General features: G+C 41.0%; 15 protein-coding genes. 5 read left to right on the forward strand and 10 right to left on the reverse strand.

Annotation, left to right across the window (positions count from 1 at the left end; all coding sequences use genetic code 11):
• Nucleotides 1-22: 22 nt before the first annotated feature.
• Nucleotides 23-1,219 (forward strand): cytochrome P450, encoded by a 1,197-nt coding sequence (locus tag MHB69_RS09400; protein ID WP_041117670.1) that lies wholly within the window; start codon nucleotides 23-25, stop codon nucleotides 1,217-1,219.
• 131 nt (nucleotides 1,220-1,350) lie between these two features.
• Nucleotides 1,351-3,393 carry a molybdopterin oxidoreductase family protein gene (locus tag MHB69_RS09405; protein ID WP_342496232.1) on the forward strand — a complete coding sequence of 681 codons (2,043 nt, stop codon included), beginning with the start codon at nucleotides 1,351-1,353 and terminating at the stop codon, nucleotides 3,391-3,393.
• Nucleotides 3,394-3,434: 41 nt separating this feature from the next.
• Here the strand turns inward: MHB69_RS09405 and MHB69_RS09410 are convergent, their stop codons facing one another.
• The 3 genes from MHB69_RS09410 to xylA all read right to left on the reverse strand — a co-directional run bounded on the left by MHB69_RS09410 (nucleotide 3,435) and on the right by xylA (nucleotide 7,078).
• The gene (locus MHB69_RS09410; RefSeq protein ID WP_024422656.1) at nucleotides 3,435-4,118 is read right to left on the reverse strand and encodes a glycoside hydrolase family 11 protein; all 684 of its coding nucleotides are present in this window, start codon (nucleotides 4,116-4,118) and stop codon (nucleotides 3,435-3,437) included.
• Nucleotides 4,119-4,205: 87 nt separating this feature from the next.
• The gene (xylB, locus tag MHB69_RS09415; RefSeq protein WP_046311418.1) at nucleotides 4,206-5,705 is read right to left on the reverse strand and encodes a xylulokinase; all 1,500 of its coding nucleotides are present in this window, start codon (nucleotides 5,703-5,705) and stop codon (nucleotides 4,206-4,208) included.
• Nucleotides 5,706-5,740: 35 nt separating this feature from the next.
• The gene (gene xylA / locus MHB69_RS09420) at nucleotides 5,741-7,078 is read right to left on the reverse strand and encodes a xylose isomerase (RefSeq protein ID WP_024428359.1); all 1,338 of its coding nucleotides are present in this window, start codon (nucleotides 7,076-7,078) and stop codon (nucleotides 5,741-5,743) included.
• Between the two features lie 211 nt (nucleotides 7,079-7,289).
• On the opposite strand from xylA, the gene MHB69_RS09425 reads away from it, so the two are divergent.
• On the forward strand, nucleotides 7,290-8,450 hold the full coding sequence (locus MHB69_RS09425) for an ROK family transcriptional regulator (RefSeq protein WP_342496222.1): 1,161 nt from the start codon (nucleotides 7,290-7,292) through the stop codon (nucleotides 8,448-8,450).
• Between the two features lie 46 nt (nucleotides 8,451-8,496).
• Here MHB69_RS09425 and MHB69_RS09430 read toward each other — a convergent pair whose 3' ends face one another.
• The 3 genes from MHB69_RS09430 to MHB69_RS09440 all read right to left on the reverse strand — a co-directional run bounded on the left by MHB69_RS09430 (nucleotide 8,497) and on the right by MHB69_RS09440 (nucleotide 12,590).
• Entirely contained in the window at nucleotides 8,497-10,104 is a 1,608-nt protein-coding gene (locus MHB69_RS09430; protein WP_342495509.1) for a glycoside hydrolase family 43 protein, read from the reverse strand.
• A 24-nt stretch (nucleotides 10,105-10,128) separates the two neighbouring features.
• Nucleotides 10,129-11,520 carry an MFS transporter gene (locus MHB69_RS09435; RefSeq protein WP_034280643.1) on the reverse strand — a complete coding sequence of 464 codons (1,392 nt, stop codon included), beginning with the start codon at nucleotides 11,518-11,520 and terminating at the stop codon, nucleotides 10,129-10,131.
• Nucleotides 11,521-12,419: 899 nt separating this feature from the next.
• Entirely contained in the window at nucleotides 12,420-12,590 is a 171-nt protein-coding gene (locus MHB69_RS09440) for a hypothetical protein (RefSeq protein WP_342495510.1), read from the reverse strand.
• 109 nt (nucleotides 12,591-12,699) lie between these two features.
• Between MHB69_RS09440 and MHB69_RS09445 the strand changes: the two genes are divergently transcribed.
• The gene (locus MHB69_RS09445; protein ID WP_342495511.1) at nucleotides 12,700-14,262 is read left to right on the forward strand and encodes a hypothetical protein; all 1,563 of its coding nucleotides are present in this window, start codon (nucleotides 12,700-12,702) and stop codon (nucleotides 14,260-14,262) included.
• Between the two features lie 409 nt (nucleotides 14,263-14,671).
• On the opposite strand, the gene csaA is transcribed toward MHB69_RS09445, so the two are convergent.
• Nucleotides 14,672-15,004: a chaperone CsaA gene (gene csaA, locus MHB69_RS09450; RefSeq protein WP_034280640.1), complete on the reverse strand. Its 333-nt coding sequence runs from the start codon at nucleotides 15,002-15,004 to the stop codon at nucleotides 14,672-14,674.
• 245 nt (nucleotides 15,005-15,249) lie between these two features.
• Between csaA and MHB69_RS09455 the strand changes: the two genes are divergently transcribed.
• Nucleotides 15,250-15,729: a site-2 protease family protein gene (locus MHB69_RS09455; RefSeq protein ID WP_041109445.1), complete on the forward strand. Its 480-nt coding sequence runs from the start codon at nucleotides 15,250-15,252 to the stop codon at nucleotides 15,727-15,729.
• Here the strand turns inward: MHB69_RS09455 and MHB69_RS09460 are convergent.
• The 3 genes from MHB69_RS09460 to MHB69_RS09470 are packed head-to-tail and all read right to left on the reverse strand — an operon-like array spanning nucleotide 15,726 to nucleotide 18,796.
• Nucleotides 15,726-17,354: a YndJ family protein gene (locus tag MHB69_RS09460; protein ID WP_342495512.1), complete on the reverse strand. Its 1,629-nt coding sequence runs from the start codon at nucleotides 17,352-17,354 to the stop codon at nucleotides 15,726-15,728. The two genes, MHB69_RS09455 and MHB69_RS09460, sit on opposite strands and share 4 nt — an antisense overlap.
• Nucleotides 17,344-17,952: a DUF4166 domain-containing protein gene (locus tag MHB69_RS09465; protein WP_034280637.1), complete on the reverse strand. Its 609-nt coding sequence runs from the start codon at nucleotides 17,950-17,952 to the stop codon at nucleotides 17,344-17,346. Before MHB69_RS09465 ends, MHB69_RS09460 begins: the two co-directional genes overlap by 11 nt.
• Entirely contained in the window at nucleotides 17,915-18,796 is an 882-nt protein-coding gene (locus MHB69_RS09470; protein ID WP_342495513.1) for a hypothetical protein, read from the reverse strand. The genes MHB69_RS09465 and MHB69_RS09470 overlap by 38 nt, the downstream gene beginning before the upstream one ends.
• Nucleotides 18,797-18,878 lie beyond the last annotated feature (82 nt).

Raw genomic sequence — 18,878 nt, forward strand, 5'->3', positions numbered from 1 at the left:
ATGTGAAAAAGGAGCGTTCATAATGAAAGTGAAAGAAAACTATGTCAATGTGATTCCAATGAAAGAAATCCGTTCTACTGATGACCTTCTTTTCCCATTCCCTATTTACAATGAGTTGCGTGCAGAGAGTGATATTAGATATGATGAGACAAGAAAATGCTGGGATCTCTTTCGATATGCGGATATCCAGTCTGTTCTAAAGCAGCCTAAAGTGTTCTCTTCACAGCGAGGAAGAAGCACGTCTAAAACAAGTATTTTAACGATGGATCCTCCAAAACATACAAAGATGAGAGCGCTTGTGAATAAAGCATTCACCCCAAAAGCGATCAAGCAATTAGAAGATAAGATCAAAGACCTGACACATGATCTATTAAATCAAGTAAAGGATCAACGTACGTTTGATATTGTGCAAGATTTAGCAGCTCCCCTGCCAGTGATGATCATCGCTGAGCTTCTCGGTGCAGAGGTGCAGGACAGAGAGCTGATTAAAAAACATTCTGATGCCCTCGTGGCAGGTGCTAAGGATGAATCAAAGGAAGCCATTCAGGCTGTTGTAGATATGCAGAAACGCGCTGAAGAGGAGCTGTCCATTTATTTTGCTCATTTGATCAAAAAAAGAAAAGAAACGCCTGCCGATGACTTGATCTCGCTTCTCATTCAAGCAGAAATTGATGGAGAGCGTTTAACCGAGAATGAACTGCTTGGCTTTTGTATTCTATTACTCGTTGCAGGCAATGAGACAACGACCAATTTAATAACCAATGCCGTACGACTGCTGACAGAGCAGCCGCATATTGCTGAATCAGTTCGGCTGGACCCCTCTCTTATTCCTCAATTGACTGAGGAAACGCTGCGGTATTATCCGCCTGTTCAAGCCATTGGCCGAATCGCCGCAGAGGATGTTGAAATTGCAGGCGCGCACATTCAAAAAGGAGATTACCTCATCAGCTGGGTTGCTTCAGCAAATCGGGATGAACAGAAGTTTGAAGATCCAGATACGTTCCGGCTTGACCGAAAATCAAATCCGCATATGAGCTTTGGATTTGGCATTCATTTTTGTCTCGGTGCACCGCTTGCCCGGCTGGAAAGCAACATTGCGCTTGACGTTTTACTCCATACGTTTCAAGACATCACCTGCGTGGCAGAACAGCTAAAACCTATTCAAAGCACGTTTGTTTTCGGGGTAAAAGAATTTCCTGTACATGTCACCCGTTTTTAAAAGTCCCTTTTTCAGGGGCTTTTTTTCATTTTCTTCAATTCATCACCTCTTTCTTACCTTCCACCTCCGAACATGCTAAAATAAAGTCCATACAAAGTGATAACGGAATGAAGAAAGGAAGCCAAAAACTCATGACCGATTATACAGCGATGAAAGACGGAATATTCAAATCAGTTTGTTCGTTAGATTGCCCGGATCAGTGCGGTCTTTTAATACATAAAGAAAATGGAAAGATCGTGAAAGTGCAGGGAGATCCGGACCACCCTGTCACACAAGGAAACATATGCAACAAAGTGCGTAATGTCACAGCCCGTTTATATGATGAAAAAAGGCTGACCACTCCTTTAAAACGTGTTGGCCAAAAAGGCGAAGGTCAGTTTGAACCGATTACGTGGGAAGAAGCCATTGAAACCATTCGGCAAAAATGGACAAAGCTGATCGAAGAAAAAGGACCAGAAAGCATTCTGCCTTACAGCTTCTATGGAAACATGGGCAATCTCAACGCAGAAGGAATGGACCGCCGCTTTTTTTATCGTCTTGGTTCAAGCCAATTAGACCGGACGATCTGTCAGTCAGCAGGAACGACTGGCTATAAATATACAATGGGCGCAAGCATTGGGACAGATCCTGAAGACACCATTCATACGAAACTATTTATCTTTTGGGGCATCAATGCCGTGTCGACCAATATGCACCAAATCACCTTGGCACAAAAAGCGCGAAAGCAAGGAGCTAAGATTGTCGTGATTGATGTTCACAAGAACCAAACCGGCCGGATGGCAGATTGGTTCATTCCGCTTCGTCCTGGTACTGACAGTGCACTTGCCCTTGGCATCATGCATGTCCTTTTTAAAGAGGAACTTACAGATGAAGCCTTTTTAGAGACTTACACGGTCGGCCATAAAGAGCTGCGCGAGCATGTAAAGCAGTATGATCCAGACACGGTTGAGCGCATCACAGGTGTCCCTAAAGGCGATATCATTACACTTGCAAGAATGTACGCTGAGACATCACCCTCTCTTATTCGCATTGGGAATGGTTTGCAGCACCATGATAATGGCGGGATGAGTATTAGAACCATTTCCTGCCTCCCTGCCCTGACTGGTCAATGGCTGCACAAGGGCGGCGGAGCAATGAAATCAAACTCTTCTTTTCTCAGCTATAATGAACCAGCTCTTCAGCGGCCGGATTTATTAAAAGAACGCACGCCTAGATCATTCAATATGAATCAGCTGGGCAGCGTGCTGACAAGCGCAGAGCCTTCCGTTGATTCTCTCTTTATCTACTCGTGCAACCCAGCGGTTGTGACACCTGAAGCGAATAAAGTCAGAGAAGGTTTGATGAGAGAGGACTTATTTACAGTGGTTCATGATTTATTCCTGACAGAAACAGCGGCGTATGCAGACATTGTCCTGCCGGCGACTTCAGCCTTTGAAAACGAGGATTTCTATACATCATACTGGCATCATTATATTCAAATTCAGGAGCCAGTGATAGAACGCTACGGAGAAAGCAAATCCAATACTGAAGTATTCCGCCTGTTAGCCCATGCGATGGGCTTTGAAGATGAAGCCTTCCGCGAGACAGACGCTGAACTGATGGAACAAGCTCTTCATCATCCAGAAAATCCACATTATGAGGACATTTCATACGAAGCATTAAAAGAAAAGAAATGGATCAAAGCGAAACGTGGACCTTTCCAGGAATTAAAGCTTCAAACCCCAAGCGGGAAAATTGAGCTTTATTCTGAACAAATGAAAAAAGACGGGTATCCAGCACTTCCAACCTATGTGCCCCTTTATCAGGAAAGCGATTATCCGCTTACCTTTATACCGGGACCGAACCATAATTTTCTGAATTCCACCTTCTCACTTCATGAAAAGCATCAAAAGCTTGAGAAATTTCCGAAGCTTCACATGAATGAACAGGATGCAAAGGAAAGAAAAATTGAAGATGGTGACATGGTGCGTGTGCTAAACGACCGAGGAGAGTGTGAGCTTGTCGTGTCAGTCGGTCAAAATGTATTATCTGGTGTTGTGGTCAGTCAAGGATTATGGGCAGATCAAAAAGGCAAAAAGCATTTAGTGAATGGATTAACACCTGATCGATTGGCAGACATGGGCGGCGGCGCGACGTTCTTTTCTGGCAGAGTGGAAGTTGAAAAATTATCATAGAAAAAAGCCAGCCGTTTTTTGCTGGCTTTTTTCATATGCTTTTATCGAATCATCAGCTGATTCGTCATGACATTCGCACTTCCGTTGCTTCGGTAGCCTTCTACAGTTAATGCTGTTTCATACATTTTTCCCATTGGCATGCCTAAGCTTTCCCATTTTTTAAAATGCTCACTGACGGAGACAGTTCCGCTTGTGCGTTTTGTTTGACGTACACTCCAATATTGTTTGAAGGTAGCGTCTCCAATGATAGAAGGCTGATTGACACGGAGCGTTTCATATATGTCATATGTGCCTCCATCGGCATAAAATGATCCTTTATACGTTCCTGTTGGACGATATGTGCCCCATGACTCAACAATGTAGTATTCAGCTAATGGAGATTGTGTCCAGCCATAGACACATAAATAGGAATTCCCGCCCGGGTTAAAGGCTGCGTTGTAGTTGATGGAGATGTTGCCAAGTTGATGATGAGTTTTAGTGGAATCAAACTTCTTTCCTTTTCGAAATAAGGCATTTCCAATATTGTTCCAGCTTGCACTAAATGCCCCGCCGTTATTGAGTGTCATCGAGGTATTTCCGTAATCCTTCCATAATTCAAAATCGTATCCGCTGTGTGTCCCTATCCTATTATCATAAATCGTTTCCGCATGAGCTGGCACAGCCGTCAGTGTCAGCACAAATCCAATACACATCACAAACAACAGCCTCAATCTTTTCAAATTCATTTTCCATCCCTCTCCTTTTTTCATCCGTATTGTTCTGTCATCCCTAAGGTGAAAAACCCATCACCTCCTTTCATGCAGCCCTTTCTGCTAGATGGAACGATACTGCTTTAACCCGGCATGGATGTCTTTTGTTTGTGTATAAATCCTTTGATACAAATGAAATAGATCGGCATATACTTCTGCGTGCGGCTGATTTGGCTCATAAACAGCAGCTTGATGGATCAACTGATGTGCACATACTTCAAGTGACGGATACCATTCGCAGCCAACTGCGGCAAGCATCGCTGCACCTAAAGCGGGCCCTTGTTCATTGTCTAACTGGATGACTTCAGCCTGAAAAATGTCTGCTTGCATTTGAAGCCATGTCCGGCTTCTCGCACCGCCGCCAATAGATACAATAGAATCTATGTTTTTTCCTGCCTGCCGGAATAATGCGATAGATTCATTTAGCGAAAAGGTAATTCCCTCTAAAACAGCTCTGACAACATGTGCCCTTTCATGCCTGCTGTCTAATCCAATCAAGCTGCCGCGAATGATCGAATCCGCATGAGGTGTTCTTTCCCCGACTAAATAGGGTGTAAAGAGCAATCCTTTCGCTCCTGGTGCAACATGAGCCGCACCTTCTAAAAGTGACTGAAACGATTCCTCAGGAGCCAGTAAGTGTTTTGCCCAGTTCAGGCTATATCCTGCTGAAAGGGTGACACCCATTGTGTAAAAAGCGTCTTTTTTTGCATGATGAAACAAATGCAAATTCCCTTGAAGCTCCCTTTCATGATCCTCTTCATAGGAAAGAATGACCCCAGATGTGCCGATACTGCATAACGTGCGGTCAGAGGACAAGATGCCAGCACCAATTGCTCCGCAGGCATTATCTGCCCCGCCGGCAAAAACCTTTGCGCCTTCTTTCATCCCAACTTCACGTGCAATGTGCGGCAAAAGTGTACCAACCTCTGCCTCTGATGTGACAAGCGGCGGGCAAATGTGAGGAGAAATATCAAACGCCTGACAAATCTCCTCACTCCACGTCTGTTCACCGATATTTAACAGCAAGGTGCCAGCCGCATCAGAATAATCCATATGGACTGCGCCTGTTAAACGAAATCTGACATAATCTTTTGGGAGTAAAAACATGTCGATTTGCTGATCAATATGTGGTTCATGTTCCTTTACCCATAATAATTTTGGCAGTGTGAATCCTTCTAACGCCTGGTTTTTTGTGATCTTTTGCAGCCGGTCTCCCAGCTTTTTTGTCATGTGCGTACATTGTGCTGTCGTCCGTGTATCATTCCATAAAATTGCAGGGCGGAGTACTTCGCGAGATTCATTTAATAGAACTAATCCATGCATCTGGCCGGAAAAGCTGATGCCTTCAACTCGTCTTGAATGAACAGGCTGCTTTGCCATCAGTTCTTTCATCGCAGCCATTGTCTGCTTTACCCAATCCTCGGGGTGCTGCTCACAATATCCAGGCTTCTCTTGAATGAGGCGGTACGGCTTAGAGGCTTCGCAGCACACCTTCCCGCTCTCATCCACTAATATCGCCTTGACCCCGCTTGTTCCAAGATCAATTCCCATCACATATTTCATGTTTTCACTCCTTCAAAACAGGTCAGCCCCTTCAATTAATCTTCTAACAAGTATTGATTTAAACGGGCTTTCAGCTGTTCCTCTCTTCCCGATTCGTTTCTGATCAAAGGATGTTTCAGCGCATATTCTTCTAATGTATGAAAGTTTGCCTTTCCTTCTGAAATATCACGTCCAATTCCTTCAGAAAAGCTGCGATACCGGTGCTTTATAACATCTTCAAACACACGGTCTTCTATGAGTCTATGAGCGACCCGCAGTCCTTTTGCGAATGCATCCATCCCGGCAATATGGGCATATAAAATATCTTCAAGTTCAAAGGAAGCTCTTCTCACTTTTGCATCAAAATTAAGACCGCCAGACCCTAGACCGCCATTTTGCAGAATTTCATACATGGCAAGAGTTGTGGCATACAGATCGGTTGGAAATTCATCTGTATCCCACCCAAGAAGCGAATTTCCTTGGTTTGCATCAACAGAACCGAGCAGCCCATGAATTCTTGCGACACGTAATTCATGCTCAAACGTATGGCCGGCCAGTGTCGCATGATTGGCCTCGATATTTAATTTGAAATGGGAATCTAATCCGTATTGTTTTAAAAAGGCGATGGATGTCGCTGCATCTGTGTCGTATTGATGAGTGGTTGGTTCCTTTGGTTTTGGTTCGATTAAAAATTGGCCAGTGTACCCAATTTCTTTTGCATAATCAACAGCCATATGCAAGAATGCCGCCATGTGATCAAGCTCTCTTTTCATATCTGTATTGAGCAGCGTATCGTACCCTTCTCGTCCACCCCAGAAAACATAATTTTCTGCACCGAGTTCTTTGGCGGTTTCAATGCCTTTTTTGACCTGTGCGGCCGCATAGGCAAAGACATCTGCATGACAAGATGTCGCAGCACCGTGTACAAATCTAGGATGCTTGAACATATTGGCCGTGTTCCACAGCAGCTTTACTCCGCTTTGCTTCATGTATTCTTTCATTCTTTCTAAAATGATGTCTAATTGTTGATTGGTCTCTTGAAGCGTCTCCCCCTCTGGCGCGATGTCACGATCATGGAATGAAAAATACGGAACATCCAATAGGTCAAAAAGCTGAAAGGCGACTTCCAATCTAGCTTTTGCTAAATCCATTCCGCTATAAGAGTCCCACGCTCTTTGCATCGTGCCAGTTCCAAACATGTCTGTTCCATCAGCAGTTAATGTATGCCAATAAGCGACTGAAAAACGCAGGTGGTCTTTCATTGTTTTTCCGCCAATCACTTCGCTTGGATTATAGTATTGAAAGGCGAGTGGATTTTTTGATTGTTTTCCTTCATATTGAATTTTGCCGATTCCTTCTAAGCTGTATAACGTTTTCATATTTGATTTGGTCATTCTTCATTCCTCCTGAGTACACTTTGTAAGTTGATTAAACAAACTAATGATCAATCTATGGAAAAAATCACTTTGAATTTTCCATATTTTTTAGTTTTTTAAAAATATTTTCGTTATAATAAAGTTAAAATCATTTATCTTACTAAATACATGCTGAAAAAAGCAGCTCTTCTCAACTTAATCTAAAGACGAAACAAATGGAGTGGATAACGTGGATATCGCTGATCAGAACTTTGTAAAAAAAATAAATCAAAAACTATTATTAAAAGAAATTCTCCAGCATGCGCCCATTTCGAGAGCAAAATTATCTGAACGCACTGGATTAAATAAATCGACTGTTTCCTCTCAAGTAAGTACGTTAATGAAAGAACATCTTGTCTATGAAATCGGTCAAGGTGAGTCTAGCGGCGGGAGAAGACCGGTTTTACTGATGTTTAATAAACGTGCTGGCTGTTCCATCGGAATCGATGTCGGCGTTGATTACGTCAATGGCATATTAACTGACCTTGAAGGGTCTATTCTTTACGAAGAGCAGATCAAGCTCCCACCCAGCTCTCCTGAGGTGACGATACGTAAATTAATTGAATTAATACAGCAGCTCATCACACAAATGCCCTCTTCCCCATACGGGCTCATTGGCATTGGCCTATGCATACATGGTTTAGTGGATGCAGGTGAACAAATCGTGTTTACGCCTCATTCAAAATGGAAAAATGTTGATCTGAAAACCACGCTCCAAGACACATTCCAAGTACCGATCTTCATTGAAAATGAAGCAAATGCCGGTGCATATGGTGAAAAAATCTTTGGTGCCGCTAAACATTATGACCATTTGATCTATGCAAGCATCGGCACTGGCATCGGGATCGGAATCATCATCAATCATCATTTATACAGAGGAGCGTACGGCTTTTCTGGTGAAATGGGACATATGACAATCGATTTTAACGGACCAACATGCAGCTGCGGGAACCGCGGGTGCTGGGAATTGTATGCTTCTGAGAAGGCCTTGTTTCAGTCTCTTCAAACAGATGATCAGCACATCTCCCATCAAGACCTGGATCAGCTTGCCAATTTAAATGATATGAAAACGCTCAATGCCCTGCGCAACTTTGGCTTTTACCTTGGTGTCGGTCTCACAAACGTCCTGCATACCTTTAACCCGCAAGCCATTATTTTAAGAAACAAAGTGATCGAATCACATCAGGCGGTTCTACATGTAATTGAGGAGGAGGTATCCTCGCGAATGGATACGCAATTCAGCTCACATGTAGAGCTGCTCCCTTCATCATTAGGACACAATGCACCAGTATTGGGGATGACATCTCTTGTCATAGAAGCTTTTCTGCAAGATGCCACCCTCACAACATGACCTATTTGTTTTTCAAAAAGAGACAGCTCGTAGCGAGTTGTCTTTCTTATTCGTCTGTTTCCTCATAGCGAAAATAGTGAAAATCAGCAGGAAGACGCTCGCCGCTCGTATCTTGGCACTGCATACCGACAAATGCCCCTGTAAAAAACCCCCCGCCTCGAATAAAATCATCGGATAAATGGATGGATTCAAGCGGTACATCAATTTCCTTCCACTCTTTCTGATCAAATGAATAAGAATATTTATATGTCTCTTTCCGAACGGTCACTTTTAAATAGACATAAGTGACCTCGTCAGGAATGATGATTTTATGTGCCAATGGCTGAGAAAAGGCAAGGTTTTGACAGACAGATAGTTCAAGCGTGCGGCCAAGTTCCTCATCATATGTCACCTGGAGTGCTGTCCAGTTTTCCGTATTATAATAATTCACAAGACCAGCTGATTGCTGAAAGTTTTGTGGGAAGAACGAAACAGCTGTCTCTGCTTCAAAATAAAAGCTTTGCCAGCGTCTCGCAACAAATGCTTGGGTAAACTTAGACGTTAAAGATTCGCGGCCGAATAACCTTAAATGCTGAGGTTTCTCCGTTAACGAACCAATCTGATCGGTAAACGGAATTCTTAATGTTTGGAAGTGTCTATTTAGTGTTGATTCTCTAAATTCATCGACTGTATGATAGGTTGGTGCAAAAACCTTTTCTTCGATCTTTGGCGCTTCAACCTCAAGCGTCCCCTCCTTTCCGCCTACAACATAAGGCCAGCCATCCTTCCATTCAAGCTTTTGTATCGCTGTTTCTCTTCCTAAAGGACACCAACCTCTCTGTTGAAAAATAGATTCCTTGTTTGATTGAATCGGACGGCCAGTGAGATGAGCGAGATACCATTCATTTGTATGCGTTTGAACGATTGAAGCATGCCCGCATTTTTGAAGCGGATGTTCAGGCGCGTGGAAGGCACTTAAGATCGGGTTATCAGGATGAACCTCATAAGGCCCTTCAATATGTGAGGAACGGGCGATCGTTGCTGCATGCTCATACCTGGTACCTCCTTCTGCCGTTAATAAATAGTAGTAGTCACCGATATGATACAGATGCGGCGCTTCTGTCAGTTTAATCGGTGTGCCTTTAAAAATGACCTTCCTTTGACCGATGAGCTTCTTTTCAGCCACACTATATTCCTGCAAGGCAATACCTGCAAAGGAATGATGCTTTTCTCTATGATCCCACAGCATATTTAAGACGTATTTCTTCCCGCTTTGATCATGGAATAAAGATGGATCAAAGCCGGAGCTGTTGAGCCGGATCGGTTCACTCCAATCGCCGTCCACTTCGCTTGCCGTGACCAAATAATTATGACCGTCTTTAAATGGACCATACACTACTTTGATATCTGAATAAATAAGCCAAAACTGTCCATCGGCATAGCTTAAGCACGGCGCCCATACTCCGCCAGAATCAGGATTTCCTTTCATATCCAGCTGCGACGTTTTTTGCAAAGGACGCGCAGCAAGGCGCCAATGGACGAGATCCTTCGAATGATAAATTTGAACCCCTGGAAACCATTCAAATGTAGAGACGGCCATATAATAATCTTCTCCAACACGGCAAATACTTGGATCGGGGTTAAATCCTTTGAGCACTGGATTGGTAATCTTCATTGAACTTCCTCCTCTTTCAGAGACCTACATTTTAAAATCGTCCATATGATCGAGATACACTTTGTCTCTATTCTCAAGCTCCCGTACGACTTTTTTATGTTTTTCTTCATCTAGGTTATAAAAATTAATATCCACCATCGCTAAAATCAGTAAGCATACAGGAATCACCGTTGTCGTGATTAAAATGCCCAGTAAAGCTTCTGGTGTTTGCATTTGGTTGGCAACATAGCCAAAGCGATCGAGTACAAGCCCTGGCACAATCCCGCCTAATGCCATCCCAAATTTAAAGAAAAATCCGATGATGGCATAGATGAGCCCGCCCATCCTTTTCCCTGTTTTATATTCGCCATATTCAACGGTTTCAGGAATGAGCGCCCACATGTAAGCACCGGCTGTAATACTTCCTGCAGCTGCAACGAGCCTAAAAATCAGTATTAAAGTGATTTGACTCGGCGGTATCACAAGTAACGCAAGAAGACCTACAATATTCAGCAATAATGAATAATTCAGCAGCTTTTTCTTTCCTAACAGCTTGTGCAGTTTTGGAATAAACGGCAGCACCATTAATGCTGGAAGACTGCCAATGAGTCCGTACCATTTCACTAAATCTTCTCTGCCGAGGTTATACGTCACATAATAGATCCCAACTGAATTACTGATCGAATTCACGCCAAAAATAATAATAAAGAAAATGCTTAATACAACAAGCGGACGATTGACACGTAACTGCACAAAGATATCACTGAACTTAATTTTTTCCTCCGGCTTTTGAAGCGTGACACGTTCATTCGTGCTTTTAAAACAGAAAATAAGTAATGCACCGCCAAGAACGCCGAGAAAAGCCATCGTCATCTGCCAGCCGAGGGCTGTATTTCCTGTTTTATCACTCAAAAAAGTCGCAAGAAAAGGAACAAAAAAAGCAACAACTAGACCTCCGAGATTAGCAAAAAGCATACGAACAGACGTAATACTGACAACCTCTTGGTTATTTCTTGTCATTGCTGATGTTAAAGCACCATAAGGAACATTGATGAATGTGTATGTAAGCGATAAACCAACATACGTGATGTAGGCATAAACGAGTTTACCCATTTCAGAAAGATCAGGTGTTGTAAAGCAAAGGATAGCAAGTACTACAAAAGGAAACGCACCGAATAACAAGTAAGGTCTGAACCTGCCAAAACGGCTGTTCGTTCGATCCACCAATGCACCAATAAACGGATCTGCAAGCGCATCAATGGCGCGGACAACTAAAAACATCGTCCCTGCTGCCGCCGCTGATAAACCATACACATCTGTATAAAAAAATAATAGATACGTAGAGACAGTTGCATAAATTAAGTTACATGCGAAATCTCCTGAAGCATATCCCACTTTTTCAGACATACGAATCTTTTTTAAATTCTCACTTACCATGAGCTTTCTCCCTTCTTCTCTTAGCCTCTTCTAACGAACAGATGATGGAGGGCAGCAGCAGTCAATGCGAAGAATATAAAGCGCTTTCAATTTGTTGTAAAAATGAAGCTGAACATCTGATCTTTCAGCTTAGCCCACACACGCAGCAAATGATTTGAATGACGGAATCATCCCCTTTAATAGTCGGATCATCACTTGGAATTCATCTTAGTTTATCGACTAAACAAACTAAGATGAATTCATTTTATAAAATCTGATCTGACTTTTCAATATTTTTTGAAAAAATAATCTAAATAATTGATTTCTTATTATTTTTTTACAGCATGTCAAAAGACAAAAACGAGATATAAAGTTTCCTAGTAAATTTTTCAAATAGCAGAAGCAAGAAGTAAGACATTTGCCTCTGGGACAACAAAACTACTAGCTGGAGTCATGAAAACAATACGATTATACAAAGTGATAATTCAAAAATTATGGAAGTATGGACTGGGAAAGGTGTTAGAACTTATCAGAACAATTGGAGTAAGAGATTTAAGAGCAAAAAGAAACAATTCTCTTACTATTTTTGGACTTTCACCAATACTAAATAGATACGTAGCAAGTGAGTCTTAATACAGGTTTAATCTTTAATAACCCTAGCTGTTTACGTAATGAGTGGAATCCCCTTATCCAATTATGGCAACCACTTCAGTTCCTTTCTTGTCCTTCTCAACTACTCTTTTATGCTTCTGCAAGCGATCAAATAGTGACTCAGGTATTTAGCATTTATGTATGAATTAACTTCTGACTCTAAACCAGAGTTACCTTTATCACCTTTCCTACATTGTGTTTAGCGTATTGAGATGTACGCTTTTTCCCAATTAATACTCTTGGATTCTAACCCCAGAGGCTCCCTCATCTTAAGATATGTCATGAGCAATATAGTAGTTGTCATGATGCACGTCTAAGTTTGAAATGGTCCAATCAATTTTCTTCTTCGTGATGCCTTTTTGAATATGCTTCTGGTTGCCTCTACCGCTCTTCTTACTGTGCGAACGGAGGAAAATTGTTAGGAATACTTTCCCTGTCATGAATATCCTCAAAATTGTTTATAATCCCATTTAGTTTTTATAAGTAAGAATAGAATTCAACAAAATCACTAACACTCTATAGTAAAACTAAAATAAAAGGTGATGTATTATGCCAGCAGAATGTAATGAGTTATTAAAACATGGAATATTCGACCAAATTATTACAGATAACCAACGAAATTTTGAAGAACTACTTTTTGAATGGCTAAAAGTTTGTACCTATGAAGAATTTCAACAGAAAAAAAAAGATGGTTTATCATTCGGTGTTGAATTTGTATTTGAAGAACTTCCAATCGGATTTGATTTAGACGGAAATATGTCAAGAGACGAATTCAAAAGATTTCAGAATTATCTTAACGAAGGAAAAATCAAGAAAATCAGCAAGAAAGAATCTTTGAAAATTCTATCTACAACATTAAATAAGGATGCTCTGGAAGCCTGGTTAACATGTATGAAAATTGAATTACCCCTAATCAATCCATCTCAAAAAGATCCAAGTAAAGATCCAATTAAAGATCCAAATGAAGATCCAAAACCAGTTGAATATAGCCCTGGGTTAAAACACACTTTAACTAAGTTGAATCAAACAGGTTCCAAATGGAAATTAACCTTATGGTATCAAGCTACTGGTCAAGGGGATGAATACCCCATTGTAAACCAGTTTAAGATTCACGGCGGTACTAGTGATACAGTATTAAAAGAAGGCGATGTTATTAGGTTTCCAATAGTTCTTATAATAACAAGAAACACTGACGAAGCTCTTGATATCAATATAATCACTAATAAAGGAAGTATAATGGATACAGTTGATGCAACTGCACCTCCACAACTTAATATTCAGCAATTTTGGTTTAAACGTAATACTGAAAATCTTACAGATGATATTTCTTGTGAAGTTCCAAAAGGTTATAAAATTATTGGTGGTGGTTGGTCACATTACAAACCTTTAGGGCCTGCGCCATTTGTTTATCCCGAGTCAATCACAAAATTAAAAGCTGATACAAAAACATATGATCCACTGTTTAGATATATTTGGTTTTATGTCGTAGCTATATTTGATCCTGCTGATGATTGGGATGTAAAGCTTTTTATGCATTCAACTAATAATTCTGAAGTTGCTCGTGTTACTATACCTAATGATTATTATCTCACTAGTGGTTGGGCTTCGTTCAATATTTTTGATAATAATGGTACTTCAATAAATGGTAGTGATCAAAATACATTTAATATTGATACGAGCATTTTGTCTTCTTCCCCTGTAGATTCAAATACCTGGGAAGTTGAATTAAATAAAATAACATCCCCCCCTATTCAATCATACGAGGTCACAGCACTAGCAATAGGTATTCGTCCAAGGATAAATAACAGCATAAATATTGAGATCAAAAAATCCCAAAGTCTTGATTATTGGATTAAATGGGATGGCGATATATTAACTGGTGGTGGATTAAAAATGACACCGCCTGACAAGAGTTCGAGTAGGTGGGTTTACCATTTATCTTGTATAGAACCAGAAAGCAACTCAATCCCAAAAAGGTGGAAGTTTTCATTTTCTCTAGCAGGTGCTGAAATTGAAAAAGTTAATATTATTAAGTATGCTTTAGGGATAAAAAAATCAGATGAAAATTCAGTTAACATTATTCATTATCCACCAAGAGTTGAGGAAATATGATAATAATCCCTGTACGTTTCATCTGATTTCAACGATCTTTCTTAGATGATTTAACCTCGTTTATTCAAATTCACAAAACTGTGTTTCGGGTAACTGTTAAGTCTCTATTCTAAGTTTGAATGATAAAACACAAATTCATTCCTAAATATTAACAATATTATGATTGGAATTGTTTGTTTTCACTTACTTTCGACAATATCAAACGAAATAAGATGAGTTTTTGTAACTATTTCACTCACAATAACAAAATAAGCCTTGCAATTCAGCTCATCCCATGCTATATTTATCAAGCGATGAGCTGAATTGTGTAAGTCGGGTAACATGTCTCCTTGAGACACACACGAATGTGGCGTGTGGTTATTCCGCCTCAATACGCAAAAGACATCTTCTCAGGAAGATGTCTTTTTTCTTATCCTATTTTTGTTCCATTTTCAACAGGCTCATCTGTGGCTAGTAAAACCACGTCTTCTTTTGACGGCATGCCCCCTAAGACAAGCACTTCTGATTTGAACCCTGCAATTCTTCTTGGCGGAAAATTGACGACTGCTACGATTTGTCTGCCAGTGAGATTCTCAGCCGTATAACGTTTTGTCAGCTGAGCACTGGATTGCTTTAAACCAATCTCTTCACCAAAATCAATCTTGAGTTTCAATGCAGGAACTCTTGCCTCTGCAAAGAATTCTGCTTCAATGATCGTTCCAACACGAATATCTAACGCCAAAAACTGTTCAATATCTGCCATCTGTTTCTCTCCTCTTCTTTCAAGAGTAAGTTCATTTACTAGAGTCATCTATTGTTTTTTTCATTGTAGCACATTCATTTCGTAAAAAAGTGAGTCAAAAAGCCGATTCACGGCAAAAACCCCCCTTTAGTTTACATAATGTTTTTATCGTCGTGTATTAAATGTTTGCATCCTGAAAATGAATTCAGTAAAATGGCAAATAATCCTACTGCTTCCTCCCAAATATATTGGGGAGGGGTTAACACTTGTTTACATTATCAGATATGTGGACATTTTGCTGGTCGTTTTTCGTCATTCTTCCTATCGTTGCCATCTTGCATCAGCTTGGCCATATTATGGTCGCATGGATGTTTGGCGCAAAGGTTTCTTTTGCTCTTGGCAGAGGCAAAAAAGTATTGAAAGTAGGCGTTGTTGAAATTAGACGAATCTATTTTCTAGATGCATTTTGCCACTATGAAGAAATGAGGAAAAATAACCGGTTCTCGCACATTCTTGTCTACCTAGGCGGATCATTATGCAACCTGCTCAGTGTTCTCATACTGAATACAATGATCGCCAATGATATCCTGCCAGAACATCAATTTTTCTATCAGTTTGCTTACTTCTCAGTCTACTATGTATTTTTTGCACTGTTGCCAGTCCAGTATGCAGATCATCATCCGAGTGATGGGCAAGCGATTGTGAACATCATTCGGCACGGTGAACCATGTGACATCATTGACTAACAGGATGGCTTCCCGCTGTCAATTTGATAATGAATTGTTAAAAAGGGAATACCGAATAGCTTCATTTGATGAACCGCTGTGAGACTTTTATCTGTCTCCGGCTTCATATGAAAGCTTTCTTCCATTGGCAGTTTCATGGTGATAAAAGGTGTATGCAAATACAACCCTTCGTCACCGGTACTGCCTTTTGGACATGCACTTTTTAATAGAAAGTCTTCCTTTTCATTAAAAGGTTTTAAAATGGCGGTCAGCTGAGAATATGGAAGCGGCAGCGCAATATTCATATAGCCCGCAGCTGCATCGTGATGATGAGCATAAAGTGCAAAAAAGACCTGCTCCCCCTTTTCGTTATAACGAATCCACGCCCTGACATCCTTTCGCTCTTCTTTAGGATGTTGAAATGCAGTCAGACGTCCCTTCATTTCATACGGCTTACGAGATGTTCCCAAATAGAGCTGGCCTATTTTCTTAAACATGGGCTGAAGTAAAAAAACAAACGGCCTCACCCACCAATGAAAACAGACTGTTGCTTTTAACGTAAACGCCATCGTATTCTCATAAAACCTTCGAATCACAGGTGACACCCTTTCAGCTGAAAATGTCGTTCCATTTAAATCATCAAGTGAATTGACTAAACCTAGGTTCTCTCGATCACCCATTCTTTCCTTTTGAAAAGAGATTAAATGAAAACGGCCATGCACTTTTGATATCGGAAAGTCCTTCTGCTTCAATTGATCCTTTGGCCCTTCGATCAGCCATCCAATCAAACCTGGTAAAATCACAAAAAAGGCATTAATACTGCCATGAAACCAAATCATCTGATCAATGCTGATGTAGGTCACGCGCATGAGCATGCCAGCGGAATAAAGAAGAGATAGCACGATTGTTCCCATTAAGACGCAGCTAGAAAACACAATCAGCACTTTTGCCACAGTCGATCGAAACCTTGTTTTCATACAAAGAATACCGTACAAGTAGAGTGCAATGACATATAGCGTGACGCTGAACGTATCAAATAGACGGGAGAAGCTAATCCCAACAGCGATCATCACAGGCGACAGCAAAATCACCCATCCTGCCGCTTTGTATAAAGCTGTCTCTTTTTCTCGATTTCTCCCTAATAATCCATAGAAAAGCGGGATAAAAAAAGCCGAGTAATGAAAATGAATAGCGGTCAAAAGCACGATGATTGGTGAAAAGGTCATTACCTGTATATCTGCCGTGTACAGCCAAAACCAAAGCCCTCCTAAAGCGAGATACATCCATGCACCACCCGTCATCAATTCATGAAGTGGAAAGATTCCCCTTTTCAGCAAACGAGTACAGCCATATAACGCCAAAAGAATCGTATACAAAAACCATCCCGATGCAAACAAGGCAGAATGATAGATGAATGCAGCCGTTGCACAAAGAGCAGCTAATGGAAAGGCTTTCATTAAAAAGCCGAGCAGTATCCACGGCTTACTCTCCCTCTCTTCCTTCACAAAAAAGGCTAAAACTGCAGGAAGGAAAAACAGAATCGCTATCAGTACAAACAACTCTGCTAACGGACCTGTCATTAAACGGGTGGCGATAAACCAGCACATAAAGAGGAAGCTTGATATCAAATGCCATTTATTCATCATGAGACATCACCCTTTCAGTAAACCGGCCTTTATATGTAAAAAGGGTCCCAAACAGTCGATTTTTCACATGCACATCAATGGTATACTCACCCGCGTGCTCGTCGTAGCCTTCTGTGACATCTGACACACCGTAAAGCCATGAAGGCAGCGGCCACTCACGTCCTAACATCAACAGCTTCTGCCGGCCGGATTGAATGTGAAGGAACCCATGCTTTGTTACTGTAAAATGAAGCTCTGACATAAGAAGTCTAGGCTTTCCAAAATAGTCTAGTACTTTATGACTCTTCTGATCAATGATCATATCTGCATCAAAGTGACGTTCCTTCTTTGGGAAATAAAACGTACGGAACCAGTGCATGCCTTCCTCTCCCTTATTTGTCATAAAGGGTTTATTGACAATTCGGAAGGGAATGTTTTTTCCTCTCTCAGGGAAAAAACAGCGAAAGAGTGGACCAATTTTGAAGAAAAATCGAATGAGCCTCGTTCCGCCGCCTATTTCCTCCATAGTGCCTTCAGCGGTAAACGCACGGTTGTATCTCTCTTTTAATTTTGGATGAAGCTTATCGTAATCCTTTACTTGATGACGATGAACGACCATGTCTACCTCCCCTTTTTCGTTTGATCGAGAATACGTCTATACAATCTTTTAAATTAATCATTCCTGCAATGGATAGGATCAAAAATGCACTCATCACAAGCGGCTCATGGAGTGTCGTTTTGGGGGATAGGATCCCGATACAAAGCATCAGCAGCAGAAACACACTTTGAAGAATGAACAAATATTTCTTTGATAGCTTAGGTATCAGCCATGATACGCCTATAAGGGCATAAAACAACCGAAATCCGGTGCTATGATCAAAAGCAGAATGTGAAAAAGGGATAACCGCTTGGCATAGCCAGACGATGGCAAACAGCAAACAAATTCCATAATGGGCAAGTGTTCTCTCCAGTAACAACCGAGGGTGCGTACCCTTTTCAAGCCACGTCTTTAGTGCGCCAAAACTAAAGGCCGTCATAAGCCCCATCATCGGGCGAAAAAGTAATCGATCTGCCCACGCCCATCCTTTTCCTTCTTTCGGTTCATAATCAAATTGCGTTTGAAACACAATATGATCATTCGTTTTCACATATTTCCAATAGCCGCCGCCTTCTTTGATAAAAGACAACGGGTGTGACGATTTGAATTTAAGTGAGGATGACCTTTCATTTCGTTCATCCATCATTCTAGTTCGATATGCTCCTGTCCCTGTGACACTTACACCAAATCCAAGATGCTTTTCATACAAAAAGGTTTGGGGCTGTTCATCTTGAGGTCCATTTAATGAAATGGTTGAAAAACGCAAATCCCACTGTTCATGAAGCTTTGGATTTTGCGTATATTCCCATACTTTCTCTAAAGGTGCATGAATGGTTGTTTCCACATAAACAGGCTTTCTTTTCATCTGCCTCTACTCCTCTATGTGAATTATTTCACATAATAAGCATACCATGTTTCACAAAACTGTCAAATCTTTATTCGTTTTC

Origin of the sequence: Bacillus sp. FSL K6-0994 (assembly GCF_038630815.1) — a bacterium.
Classification (GTDB): domain Bacteria; phylum Bacillota; class Bacilli; order Bacillales; family Bacillaceae; genus Bacillus; species Bacillus safensis.